Origin of the sequence: Sphingobacterium lactis (genome assembly GCF_011046555.1) — a bacterium.
In the GTDB taxonomy this organism is placed as follows: Bacteria; Bacteroidota; Bacteroidia; order Sphingobacteriales; family Sphingobacteriaceae; genus Sphingobacterium; species Sphingobacterium lactis.
On the sequence record NZ_CP049246.1, the window covers coordinates 34480 to 46375 of the forward strand.

Here is an 11896-nt window from a genome sequence, read left to right on the forward strand (position 1 = left end):
AAGAATTAAAATTGTTGGCCACCCATGTCTTCCATTTCCGGTTGGCGATCTTCACGGTTGTTCTTTCCGAGGTTCTGAATACCAAAACGGTAGGAGAAGGACAGCGTGATCATCCGGCGCATCCAGCGGTGGGAGAATTGAGTCTCCCGGTTCGGCAAATAGTTATGCATCTGAAATTTACGGGTATTGAATGCATCACGTACGTTCAGCATAAATGTCCCCCTGTTCTTCAGAACGTCTTTCTTAAGTGCTACATCGACACCTTTCATCGGCTCCATTTCCCCTTGCATGGTCTTCATACCCGAGCGGTAATCCCCACGGACCTGTGCGGAGAATGTCGGTGTAATTTTTACATTGGTCGTCAGGTTCGCATTCCAGTTGAAGGAATTCCGGCCTACCAGTCCCAATCCATCTTTCGGATGGAAAGTAATGTGGGAAAGGTTCGCATTTCCTGTAACATCCCACCACTTGGTCAGGTTGACCTTACTTATCAATTCAAAACCTGCCGCGTCCAGATCGGATGCATTTTCCCACTTCATGTAGGTCACGTTGGTGCGGTCGCCCACGATATCGGCGATTAGGTCTTCATCGTAGATTACGGGTTGTGTCTGATCATTCACGCGACGGTAGAATGCAGAAGCGACAAAGTTCCATTTGGTATAGAATTTCGAGAAACTCAATTCCGTAGCGTGGATATCCTCCGGCATCAGGTTCGGGTTACCCTGGCGATAGTTCTGCACATCGGAAACATCGATGAACGGATTCACCTGCCATCCGCGCGGACGCTGTACGCGTCTGGAATAGCTCAACTGTACTTTATCGCTCTTGCCCTCCCCAACGGCATAGCTCAAGAAAACACTCGGATACAGTCGGAAATAGTCCAGCTTGCCCTGATCGTTCTTGATGATGCTCGGGTTCTCAAGGTCATGGGAGTAAATATTGGTATTGAGGTTCGCCTGTTCTGCCCGGAGACCTACCTGCGCACCGAACTTATCGGTTATCTGGCGCTGGTAATTCACGTAAAGGGCATGCACGGTGCTCGCCATATCAAAGTCGTTCGTAATGCGGTAATCCGGTATGAAATTTTGCGTAATCGAGTCCAGCTCTTCGGAGTACTGGCTTTCGTCCGAATAACGCAAGATACTGCGGTACCCGGCTTCAAACTTATGGTTTTCACCAAATGGAAGCACATAATCCAATTGCATATTCCAGTTTTTACCAGATTCCGAGGTATTGTTCACCCGTTTCAGATCGGCATTCCCATTGGCAAAGGTCTGGTGGAAATCATTGACCCCATCCTCCGTATCGTAGCCAAAGGAAACATTGGCCGTCAATTCCTCTCCTTCGCGATTCAGGGTCCGTTTGAAATCCACCTGTGCATCAATGCCCAGGTCATCTTCATGCTGAAGCGAATTCCGGAAACTGGAACTTCCCAATCCAGGTACATTCCAGTAATTGTAGTTGATATCGTTGCCACGCTCGTTGTCCCGAAGGCTGAGGTTTGTGGTCAAGCTCAAAGTAGTCTTGTCGTTCATGTAATAATCCGTACCAAAGCGAATGGTATGGTTATACCCCAAGCGGGAGCTTTCCTCGATACTCTGGGTCCGCGGACTCAGGTCGGTAATGGCGCCATTGATATAATCAACATTATCGGAAGTTCCGTCGCCCAGGCTATGTCTTCTCGCGAAGTTGTAATTTCCGAAATAATTCATCTTGCCGGCACGGTAATTCAGTGTTACTCCTGCATTGGCGTTCTCATAGGAACCTCCTGACGCCGTCACGGAACCGTTAAGACCTAGACGTGCATTTTTTTTCAGGATAATATTGATGATCCCGGATTGCCCTTCGGCATCATATTTCGCCGATGGGTTGGTAATGATCTCGACCTTTGCGATCGCATCGGCTGGTAGGGACTGCAGGAAGGAATTGATATCCGATCCAGCCATCGCAGACTCTTTTCCGTCCACTAGGAAACGGACATTAGTGGATCCGCGCAAGCTGACACTTCCATCGGATTCCAACTGCAGGGTCGGCACATTGCCCAAAAGATCCTGTGCGGAACCACCCACACTCACCATACTCTGGGAGACATCGAACACCTTTTTATCTATACCGATCTGCAGATCGGGAACTTGTCCCTGCACGACAATCTCGGAGAGCAGCTCTCCTTCTTCCACCAGGACAATGGATCCCAGATTGATGTCCTTGCCAGGTTCAACAACAAAATTACTGCGTGTAAAGGTCTTGTAACCAACAAAGGTGACTTGTAAATTATAGGTACCTGGGTCAACCTCCGGAATTTGAAAATTACCATTGCTGCCAGTCTGTTGACCGCGCAAATAGGCATTGTTGACTGTGGACAACAGGCTTACACTTGCCCCTACAGCTGGGGAAATGGAATCCTGTTCCAAGACTTTTCCTGAAATGTTAACTTTTTGTGCTAGTAAAAATAAGGGAAATAATAATAGTAAACTGCTTAGAGCTTTCTTAAGTAGCATGCGCTTTATTTTTGTGATTTAAACCCAAAATTGCGCATAATTTAAGAAAAACAAGGTCTCGTAACTGCTTTATTACGCAGGTGTTACTCGACGGAAACGGATAGTCCTTCTGTTTTCAGAATCTTTCGGTAGACTTCCACCTCGGTGTATGAGCCTTCCAGGATGATGCATTTCCCTTTGGTATGGACGGTCCAGGCTATGCGCGCAGCTTCTTCCTCGTCGTATTGCAGGTAATGCATCAAGCAGTGTATGACATGGTCAAATGTATTGATATCGTCATTCCATAGGATCAGTTTATTGGACCCCTTTGTTGCTGCCAGTATCTCTTCTAGGGTAAATGTTTCCTGTTCTACTTCTACGCTCATACTGCAAAATTAGACTATTTTTCAATAAAATGAGTAATTTAGCTGAATTGTTAAAAGAAGATAGACCTATGTTTCATTCAAAAATTGCAGGATTGGGGTATTATGTCCCCAAGAATGTATATACCAATACCGATTTGACCCGGTTTATGGATACCAGCGACGAGTGGATCCAGGAACGAACGGGTATTAAAGAGCGCCGCTATGCAGACCGTATCGGCGAAACCACCACGAGTATGGGAGTCGAGGCGGCCAAGATCGCGATCGAGCGCGCGAACACGACAGCGGAGGAGATCGATTTTATCATCTTTGCCACCCTTTCTCCAGATTATTACTTCCCGGGCTGTGGCGTCTTGTTACAGCGCGAGATGGGCATGAAAGAAATAGGTGCATTGGATGTTCGCAACCAATGTTCCGGTTTTGTGTATGCCCTATCCATTGCCGATCAGTTCATCAAAACAGGGATGTACAAAAACATCCTGGTGGTGGGATCGGAAAAACATTCCTTCGCTTTGGATTTCTCCACCCGTGGTCGAGCCGTTTCCGTCATCTTTGGTGATGGTGCCGGTGCGGTTGTTCTGCAACCGACCACCGAAGAAGGCAAAGGGATCCTGAGTACTCACTTGCATTCGGATGGTGCGGACGCAGAGAAGCTGGCGATGTATTATCCGGGAGCATCCGCAGGATATTACCTCGGTGAAGATATGCCGGAGTGGCCGGATGTTGAGCTCGGTCAGATGTTGATGACAAAAGAAATGCTGGATGATGGCTCTGCTTTTCCGTATATGGATGGTCAGGCCGTGTTCAAGAAGGCGGTTGTAAAATTCCCAGAAGTAATCGGCGAAGCCTTGGCGAAGAACAACCTGAAGCAATCGGATATCGATATGTTGATCCCGCATCAGGCCAACCTTCGGATTTCACAGTTTGTACAGAAAACCTTGGGCCTATCGGATGATCAGGTATTCAATAATATCCAAAAATACGGGAACACGACAGCCGCCTCCGTACCGATCGCGTTGTGCGAAGCATGGGAACAGGGAAAGATCAAAGAGGGCGACCTGGTCTGTCTGGCAGCCTTTGGCGCAGGTTTTACCTGGGGGTCAGCGCTCATACGCTGGTAAGCTAAAAGATAGTACGAATAGCGGGTTCAGTTTTGCTGAACCCGCTTTTTTATGCTAGTTAATGTAATTGTTCTGTTCCGACCGAATCTTCTTTTTTCTCTACCGTTTTAAGTTGATTCTTTGCTGTACCGGCAGCTTTTTTCTTAGTGAATCCGGAATCAAAAATCTTATCCCAGAGTGCCGAACTGACGCCAAACCCGCGATCAGGTTCCGCATAATGATGCAGCATATGGTGATCCTTTATCTTCTTGAACAATCCAGATTTGAAGTTTGCATGATGCATCGCGTAATGGCATTCATCATAAATGAGGTAGCCCAATAAAAAGCCCGAGAAAAAGGCCGCTAGCGTATAGGGAGAAAAGAATAGACTGAATAGCAGATAGATAATGGCAGCCATGGGAATGCTTGCGGAAAGCGGCATCACCAACCGTAACCTATCCTTTGGAAAATCATGATGGACACCATGGAATATAAAATGGACACGTTTACCGAATTTTGAGCTCGGTTCGTAATGGAATACCCATCGGTGGAGAACGTATTCGGCTAAGGTCCAAAAAGCTAGACCAAACAAATAATACATAACCACAGTCCCTACGGACAACTCCCCCGGTACCAATGCCCGCCATATAAAATAGATCTTCACCGGAATCCAGAAAATAATGGGTACCGACCAATGCACCTTCGTCAAGGATTCAAGGAAATCATTCTTGAACATTCTTGAAGATTCGGTTGAATTTGAAACGTATAACTTTTTTGCCATAACCTTAAAACACTATCATTCACCTTTAGTTAATAACATTAACCCTTTTCTGAGAAAATTGGGTTTAAATACTGAACAAAAATAAGGAAAACATGGTTGGCGGAAAATGAAAACTATTATTTTGACAATTCAAGGATAATAGTCAGAAATAAAGTCGGGTATTGCATTTTTAGATGCTTACCTCATCGAGTTCTTTGGCGGCAGTATGGTAAGAGCACATAATTGGTAACGAACAGTATTATACTTTTCGGATATATAAAACAGCCTTGAAAATTCTGGGCTGATAGTTTTAATTGGCTTTCTGGAAAATTTAGGGATTCTGATTTACTTAAATAATTTTTAAAGTATGTAAATAGCTCTCTGCATTCATAATAGGTATTTGAGAATTTTTAAAGTCCTTTTCATTTCTAGTTACAATTAATTCACAGTCTGAAGCTAAAGCACTAAAATATTGCATTGCATCTTCAAAATCTTTAAAGTCAGAATGTATAGCCCTTTCAATAACATCATCATCCATTTTGGAGATAGAGCATAGCACTTTAAATTTTCTAATTTTTTCTATAGCAGCTTTTGCATTTTCATATTTTGCTAAAACATAAAAAGTGTTTGCTATCGATATAGGTGAAGTCAGGATTTTGATTTTCCGCTTATCCGCCAATGTCATAATTTTTGCAGAAGCATGATAAAATGCTTCTCTTTCACCCAGAAAATCTATTAGAATATTCGTGTCTAAAAATATCTTTTGCATTTACTGATACTTTCTATCTACATATTGCGTGTAATCTTCTCTTATTTTTTTGGCATCAATATCGTTTGGAATACTTTTTCCCGTTGAAATACTCTTTACAAAAGGGGAAATCTCAAAGTCATTATTTTGCTCACGCGTTATTGAATCAAGATAATTTTCAATTAATCTAGATAAACTGACGTTTTTATTCGAAGCATATTTTTTCGCACGCTTAATTACGTTTTCATTTAATTTTAATGATAGTTTAGCATCCATAACTTTTAGCTTGTACGGATAAATATACAAAATTTATACGTACAATGAAATTTGAAGTTAGGTTCTTTAGTAATTAGGACTAAGAGAAAAAGAACCGTCGGTCTGCCATTAAAAATGGCTAGATGGTTAAGAATTGAACAAGCAGTTCAGATGTTTTATTGGGTTCAAAACCACATCAATCTGCAAAATAAAAAGCCGTTACTTTAGTGTAACGGCTTTCCCTATACAAATTATAAAATTTTATTATCCGTTTGACAATGCTGCAGCACCAGAAACGATCTCCGTCAATTCTGTTGTGATGGCTGCCTGACGTGCTTGGTTGTACGACAATTTCAATTGGCGCAACAAGTCACCAGCATTTTCAGTTGCTTTGTCCATCGCTGTCATACGTGCTCCATGTTCGGAGGCATGCGAATCAAGAACAGCTTTGTACAACTGGATTTTAATCGCTTTCGGGATAAGCTCTTCGATGATCTTCTCTTTGGAAGGCTCAATGATATAATCCAATTCAGCTACATCTTCGTCTTCTTTATTATCTGGCAGAAGAGGTAAGATCTGCTCAGACGTCAAGATTTGAACTGCGGCATTACGGAACTGGTTGTATACAACCTCTACGCGGTCAATGTTCCCTTCCTTAAACTGCTCCATCACATATTCCGTGATTTTGGATACATTTTCGAAATCCAGGTTATTGAACAGCTCATTGTGGTTACCGATTACGTTGAACTCACGTTTGGAGAAGAAATCATGCCCTCTTTTACCGATAGCAATAATGCTTACATCACCGCGTGCAAATTGATCTGCATACTTTGTTGCGATCAAGTTGTTCGTAGTTTTGATAGCATTGGCATTAAAAGCACCCGCCAAACCTCTGTTTGAGGTTACCACAACGATTAACACCTTTGTAGGGATACGATCTTGTGTGTATGGCGAGTCATTACCTTCTACAGAAGCGGACACTTGCGCAAGGATCTCTCTCAATTTTGTCGCATAGGGACGCAATTGAACGATCGCATTGGTCGCACGTTTCAACTTCGCTGCAGATACCATTTTCATTGCTTTGGTGATTTGTTGCGTAGAGGTAACGGAGGTAATACGATTTCTAACTTCTTTTAAGTTTGCCATAAGTCTATTTTAGAAGTGAGCCAGGAGATATGTAGCGGAAGAAACAGTGTTCTCAAGCTGCATATCTCAGCGCTCAATTCTTTATGCTAATTAATATTTTGAAGCTAATTCTTTAGCTACTTTTTCCAATACATCAGTTAATTCATCAGAGAATTTACCAGCCTTCAATGCTGACAACACCTCTGGATGACGTTGCTCAAGCTGCGTCAAGTATTCTTCTTCGAATTCTCTAACTTTCGCTACAGGCACGTTACGCAATAAACCTTTTGTACCGGCATAGATGATCGCTACTTGTTTCTCAACAGAAACTGGTGAATATTGACCTTGTTTCAAGATCTCTACGTTACGAACACCTTTATCCAAAACCGCTTTTGTAGCCGCATCTAAGTCAGAACCGAACTTAGCGAATGCTTCCAATTCACGGTATTGTGCTTGGTCAAGTTTCAATGTACCGGCAACTTTCTTCATGGATTTGATCTGCGCATTACCACCTACACGGGATACCGAGATACCTACGTTGATCGCTGGACGGATACCTGCGTTGAACAAGTTCGATTCCAAGAAGATCTGACCGTCAGTAATGGAAATTACGTTGGTAGGGATATAAGCAGATACGTCACCCGCTTGCGTTTCAATGATTGGAAGTGCAGTCAATGATCCACCACCTTTTACTTTGTCCTTTAGGGACTCTGGAAGGTCGTTCATGTTGCGTGCGATCTCATCGGAAGAGTTGATTTTCGCAGCACGCTCCAATAAACGGGAGTGAAGGTAGAATACGTCACCTGGGTATGCCTCACGGCCTGGAGGACGCTTCAATAATAGAGACACCTCACGGTAAGCTACCGCTTGTTTAGACAAATCATCATAAACGATCAATGCCGGACGACCTGTATCACGGAAGTACTCACCGATTGCAGCACCCGCCATTGGCGCGTAGAACTGCATTGGTGCAGGATCTGCTGCAGATGCAGAAACGATTACTGTATAAGGCATAGCACCTTTTTCCTCAAGGGTACGAACGATGTTCGCTACAGTAGAGTTCTTTTGTCCAACAGCAACATATATACAATATACTGGCTGACCAGCATCGTAAAATTCTTTTTGATTCAAGATGGTGTCGATACAAACGGCAGTTTTACCAGTTTGACGGTCACCGATCACAAGCTCACGCTGTCCACGGCCGATCGGGATCATCGCATCGATCGCTTTGATACCTGTCTGCAATGGCTCAGTTACTGGCTGACGGTAGATAACACCTGGCGCTTTACGCTCGATAGGCATTTCATAAGTCTCACCAGTGATAGGACCTTTACCATCGATTGGCTGGCCCAATGTGTTTACCACACGACCCAACATACCTTCACCTACTTTAATAGATGCGATACGGTTGGTACGTTTGATGGTATCACCTTCTTTAATTTCATCAGATGCACCCAAAAGTACAACACCCACGTTGTCTTCTTCCAAGTTCATCACAATACCTTGTAGTCCGTTTGCAAATTCAACCAACTCACCTGATTGAACTTTTGTTAAGCCGTAAATACGTGCAATACCGTCACCTACTTGCAATACGGTACCCACTTCTTCCAATTCGGCTGCTGACTTAAAGCCTGACAATTGCTCTCTTAGAATTGCCGAAACTTCATCTGGTCTTACCTCTATCATTGTTAAATTCGTATAAGGGGTTTTTGATTCTATTATTTCTTGTTCGTGAACCTGCGGATTAAACGCCTTGGTTCTCGAAGTGTCTTTCTAACTTGTTTAATTTACCAAGAATACTGGCATCGATCTGTCTGTCGCCAACCTTCACCACAAATCCACCGATCAACGATTTGTCAACCTTATTGGTCAATTGCACCGTTGCATTGATCTGGTTTGCGATTTCTTGTTTCAGTGCGCTCAGACTGGTTTCGGAAAGTGGTGCCGCTGATGTAACCACCGCATGCACGATTCCTTTGACCTCGTTGTACTCACGGATAAATTCAACTGCCGTCGGGTAAACGATTTCCGCACGGCCTTTATTCACCATGATACTGAAGAAATCCAATATCTCCGGCTTTACTTTATCTTGAAATAGTGCTTTCAAAATCGCAAGTTTCTTCTCCGTCTTGATGATCGGATTGTTCAACACCGCCTGCAACTCTGTATTGGACTTGATAACGGCAATGACATCTTCCATATCGGCCTTAACCTCATCCAAGTTGTTGTGCTCTTTGGACAAGTCAATCAATGACTTGGCATATCTGGAAGCTACTTTGAAAACTGACATATATTCTTCTTTATAGGGTAACCAATTAGCTTAATTTCACGTCCTTCAACAAATCAGCAACTAGGGCTTCTTGTTTGTTCTGATCTTCAAACTCTTTGGTTAATACTTTACGTGCGATATCCAAGGATAGTGTAGACACTTGGTTCTTCACTTCAGCAAGCGCTTTTAACTTTTGCTCTTCGATTTCACGTTTCGCGTTTTCGATCATCTTGGCACCTTCCACCTGCGCAGTCTCCTTTGCATCAGCAACGATTTTCTCACGCAATTGCTTGGCCTCTTTCAAGATCACGTCACGCTCTTCACGCGCTTCTTTCAACAACTGCTCGTTTTCGTTAGTTAAGCGAGCCATTTCCAATTTCGCTTTCTCAGCGGATGCAAGGGCATCAGTAATCCCCTTTTCGCGTTCCTCTAAAGCGTTTACAATCGGTTTCCAAGCAAATTTTCCCAATAACAGGATTACGATCAATAAGATGATAACCTGCCAGAAAACCAACCCGAAGGAAAAATCATGAATTAAAGCTTCCATTTATGTACGTTATTATTTTTTTCTGTGTATAATTTTTTGTCTTTGATAAACACAACTTGCAACCAACCGTTGCAAGTTATGTCTATTGTTTTTTGATAAGCCTGAGCTTATTTACCCAAGATTAAAGCACCGAATGCTAAACCTTCTACTAGGGCACCAATGATGATCATTGCAGTTTGGATTTTTGATGCTGCTTCTGGCTGACGAGCGATAGCTTCCATAGCTGAACCACCGATTTTACCTAAACCTAAACCAGCTCCGATAACGATCAAACCTGCACCTACTAAATTTGGAATCATAACAATTTAATTATTTATAAAATTTAACAAAAAATTCGAATTAATGATGCGCGTGTTCCTCCACCGCCATACCGATGAATAGGGATGACAACATGGTAAAGATAAACGCCTGTAAAAATGCAACCAATAGCTCCAAGAAGAACAACACCAAGGTCAATAACATCGATACACCGATACTACCACCCAATGTCAATTCATGTTGGAATAAGTAAATAATCGCGATCAATCCCATCACTACGGAGTGACCTGCCGTGATGTTCGCGAACAAACGAAGCATTAATGAGAATGGTTTGGTGAACATACCCAACACCTCGATAGGCGCCAAGATAAACTTGAAGGGAACTGGTACACCAGGCATCCAGAAAATGTGCTTCCAGTAATCTTTATTGGCTTTGAAGTTCGTAATGAAGAACGTAAATAACGCCAAAACCAAAGTTACTGTGATATTACCCGTTACGTTCAAGCCCAGTGGCGTCAAACCTAGCAGGTTCAATAAAAAGATCAAGAAAAATACAGATAGCAAATAAGGCATGAACTCTTTGTAACGGTGGCCAATGTTTGGCACAGCCATTTCATCGCGGACATACAGTACCAAAGGCTCCAATACTCGACCTACACCTGTAGGGATTGCATTTGGTCCTTTTTTGTAGGTTCTTGCTAAGCTGGTAAAGCCCAAGAACAACAACAAAGCCGCCAACATCAGACCTACCACATTCTTGGTGATCGAGAAGTCCAATGGCTTCGCATTGGTTGGGTGGTGATGTTCGTCGTAGGTAATCGTTCCAGCAGCATCCGTTTTATAGATTTTGCTGTGGTATAATTTGTAGTAATTGCCATTTTTTTCAACGACTTTATTGCCATGGTCAAATTCGCCTGAAGAAAACACATGCAATCCGTTATCGATCAAGATTACCGGTAATGGAAAACCATAGTTCTTTCCAGTTTTTGAATCGTGTGCGAAATTGAAATAATAATCGTCCTTTAAGTGGTGTTGAATGTGAGCGGTAATCTCCTCCGGAGACGATGTCTCTCCATGGGCAGGAGCCGCTTCAGCAGCTAATCGGAATGGATTTACAGTGAACAAAACCACTGCCAATAATAAAAGTACTTTCTTAAGACTCACCATTTTAAATAATGTTGAATTATGACAAATTTTGCGCAAAATTACAATTTTATTTGGCATAAATTCAGTTTTGTGTAAACTTTTTAAAAATTTAGATTTTCTTATCTGGTTCCTCCTGATTTACAAGGAAATACGCAACATAGGCATCATACACTAAATAAACGAAAAACACGACCAGAAAATTGAGTTCGATGAAATCGTTTTCGAGCAGATTGATGCCCTCATGGATGTAGTAATAACTGGCTGCTGCCTTGACTGTCATACCGACCAGGAAAGCGAAACCGAGTTGCTTCGGCATGGAGTAATCGACACCGAGATAAACGATCAGCATGACCAATGAAGCCACCGCCCCAAAAATATACATACCCGACAGGCTGTAGCCCGAGCCGATCCACCAATGGTCCTGATCGTTGTAGCTAAGCACTGCATAATGGATCCCAAAACAGATCCCCGTAACGGCAAACAAAATGAGTATTAACTGCAGGTATTTATTCATTTTTATTGATGTAGTTTACTTGTTTGATAAATTGGTATAGCGACACGATAACGCCCAACATGGTCAGGCCTTTCATCCACCACTCCCCTTCCACTTCGTATCTCCGGTCCAGCCAAGCACCCACCCAGTAAAACAGGTAGATCGTGATGCCCATTTGCACGGGCATGGAGGTAAATACCAACCACTTGTTGACTTTCTTGTCCGAATTATTCCCTTTCAAATTTTTCTGGCGATGTGTACTGCAACAAATATAATTAAATATGCCACTCTTACCGTTTCATTTCCTGACTTTTAACGAAAAACCAGAAGTTTTT

Annotated in this window: 14 protein-coding genes; 1 reads left to right on the forward strand and 13 read right to left on the reverse strand. The window is 42.8% G+C overall.

Annotated features, from left to right (window positions below; translation table 11 throughout):
- Nucleotides 1-5: 5 nt before the first annotated feature.
- Both G6N79_RS00155 and G6N79_RS00160 read right to left on the reverse strand, forming a co-directional pair.
- Nucleotides 6-2498 (reverse strand): TonB-dependent receptor, encoded by a 2493-nt coding sequence (locus tag G6N79_RS00155; RefSeq protein WP_103907624.1) that lies wholly within the window; start codon nt 2496-2498, stop codon nt 6-8.
- Nucleotides 2499-2581: 83 nt separating this feature from the next.
- Nucleotides 2582-2863, reverse strand: a complete 282-nt coding sequence (locus G6N79_RS00160; protein WP_103907625.1) for an ATP-dependent Clp protease adaptor ClpS — start codon at nt 2861-2863, stop codon at nt 2582-2584.
- Between the two features lie 68 nt (nt 2864-2931).
- Here G6N79_RS00160 and G6N79_RS00165 point away from each other — a divergent pair, with 68 nt between their 5' ends.
- Complete coding sequence (locus tag G6N79_RS00165; protein ID WP_103907702.1) at nt 2932-3981, forward strand: 3-oxoacyl-ACP synthase III family protein; 1050 nt, start codon at nt 2932-2934, stop codon at nt 3979-3981.
- A 58-nt stretch (nt 3982-4039) separates the two neighbouring features.
- On the opposite strand, the gene G6N79_RS00170 is transcribed toward G6N79_RS00165, so the two are convergent.
- The 11 genes from G6N79_RS00170 to G6N79_RS00220 all read right to left on the reverse strand — a co-directional run bounded on the left by G6N79_RS00170 (nt 4040) and on the right by G6N79_RS00220 (nt 11802).
- Nucleotides 4040-4741 (reverse strand): sterol desaturase family protein, encoded by a 702-nt coding sequence (locus G6N79_RS00170; RefSeq protein ID WP_234993270.1) that lies wholly within the window; start codon nt 4739-4741, stop codon nt 4040-4042.
- A 328-nt stretch (nt 4742-5069) separates the two neighbouring features.
- Complete coding sequence (locus G6N79_RS00175; protein ID WP_103907627.1) at nt 5070-5489, reverse strand: type II toxin-antitoxin system VapC family toxin; 420 nt, start codon at nt 5487-5489, stop codon at nt 5070-5072.
- Nucleotides 5490-5744, reverse strand: a complete 255-nt coding sequence (locus G6N79_RS00180; protein ID WP_103907628.1) for a DUF6364 family protein — start codon at nt 5742-5744, stop codon at nt 5490-5492.
- Nucleotides 5745-5987: 243 nt separating this feature from the next.
- A complete protein-coding gene (atpG, locus tag G6N79_RS00185; protein WP_103907629.1) occupies nt 5988-6869 on the reverse strand; it encodes an ATP synthase F1 subunit gamma in 882 nt (293 codons plus the stop codon).
- Between the two features lie 90 nt (nt 6870-6959).
- Nucleotides 6960-8534, reverse strand: coding sequence for a F0F1 ATP synthase subunit alpha (gene atpA / locus G6N79_RS00190; RefSeq protein ID WP_103907630.1), 1575 nt, complete (start codon nt 8532-8534; stop codon nt 6960-6962).
- 58 nt (nt 8535-8592) lie between these two features.
- Nucleotides 8593-9138 carry an ATP synthase F1 subunit delta gene (gene atpH / locus G6N79_RS00195; protein ID WP_103907631.1) on the reverse strand — a complete coding sequence of 182 codons (546 nt, stop codon included), beginning with the start codon at nt 9136-9138 and terminating at the stop codon, nt 8593-8595.
- A 25-nt stretch (nt 9139-9163) separates the two neighbouring features.
- The gene (locus tag G6N79_RS00200; RefSeq protein ID WP_103907632.1) at nt 9164-9664 is read right to left on the reverse strand and encodes a F0F1 ATP synthase subunit B; all 501 of its coding nucleotides are present in this window, start codon (nt 9662-9664) and stop codon (nt 9164-9166) included.
- Nucleotides 9665-9771: 107 nt separating this feature from the next.
- Nucleotides 9772-9963 (reverse strand): ATP synthase F0 subunit C, encoded by a 192-nt coding sequence (gene atpE, locus G6N79_RS00205; protein ID WP_099367593.1) that lies wholly within the window; start codon nt 9961-9963, stop codon nt 9772-9774.
- A gap of 40 nt (nt 9964-10003) precedes the next feature.
- Entirely contained in the window at nt 10004-11089 is a 1086-nt protein-coding gene (gene atpB, locus G6N79_RS00210; protein ID WP_103907633.1) for a F0F1 ATP synthase subunit A, read from the reverse strand.
- An 88-nt stretch (nt 11090-11177) separates the two neighbouring features.
- Nucleotides 11178-11582: a hypothetical protein gene (locus tag G6N79_RS00215; protein ID WP_103907634.1), complete on the reverse strand. Its 405-nt coding sequence runs from the start codon at nt 11580-11582 to the stop codon at nt 11178-11180.
- Complete coding sequence (locus G6N79_RS00220) at nt 11575-11802, reverse strand: AtpZ/AtpI family protein (RefSeq protein ID WP_234993271.1); 228 nt, start codon at nt 11800-11802, stop codon at nt 11575-11577. Before G6N79_RS00220 ends, G6N79_RS00215 begins: the two co-directional genes overlap by 8 nt.
- Nucleotides 11803-11896: the final 94 nt, after the last annotated feature.

Bases quoted from the DNA above. Each gene is read 5' to 3' on its own strand.
- G6N79_RS00180 (WP_103907628.1), bottom strand. From the start codon at position 5,744: ATGGATGCTAAACTATCATTAAAATTAAATGAAAACGTAATTAAGCGT.
- atpA (WP_103907630.1), bottom strand. From the start codon at position 8,534: ATGATAGAGGTAAGACCAGATGAAGTTTCGGCAATTCTAAGAGAGCAA.
- G6N79_RS00165 (WP_103907702.1), top strand. From the start codon at position 2,932: ATGTTTCATTCAAAAATTGCAGGATTGGGGTATTATGTCCCCAAGAAT.
- G6N79_RS00175 (WP_103907627.1), bottom strand. From the start codon at position 5,489: ATGCAAAAGATATTTTTAGACACGAATATTCTAATAGATTTTCTGGGT.
- G6N79_RS00215 (WP_103907634.1), bottom strand. From the start codon at position 11,582: ATGAATAAATACCTGCAGTTAATACTCATTTTGTTTGCCGTTACGGGG.
- atpB (WP_103907633.1), bottom strand. From the start codon at position 11,089: ATGGTGAGTCTTAAGAAAGTACTTTTATTATTGGCAGTGGTTTTGTTC.
- G6N79_RS00160 (WP_103907625.1), bottom strand. From the start codon at position 2,863: ATGAGCGTAGAAGTAGAACAGGAAACATTTACCCTAGAAGAGATACTG.
- G6N79_RS00170 (WP_234993270.1), bottom strand. From the start codon at position 4,741: ATGGCAAAAAAGTTATACGTTTCAAATTCAACCGAATCTTCAAGAATG.
- atpG (WP_103907629.1), bottom strand. From the start codon at position 6,869: ATGGCAAACTTAAAAGAAGTTAGAAATCGTATTACCTCCGTTACCTCT.
- G6N79_RS00200 (WP_103907632.1), bottom strand. From the start codon at position 9,664: ATGGAAGCTTTAATTCATGATTTTTCCTTCGGGTTGGTTTTCTGGCAG.
- atpE (WP_099367593.1), bottom strand. From the start codon at position 9,963: ATGATTCCAAATTTAGTAGGTGCAGGTTTGATCGTTATCGGAGCTGGT.
- atpH (WP_103907631.1), bottom strand. From the start codon at position 9,138: ATGTCAGTTTTCAAAGTAGCTTCCAGATATGCCAAGTCATTGATTGAC.
- G6N79_RS00155 (WP_103907624.1), bottom strand. From the start codon at position 2,498: ATGCTACTTAAGAAAGCTCTAAGCAGTTTACTATTATTATTTCCCTTA.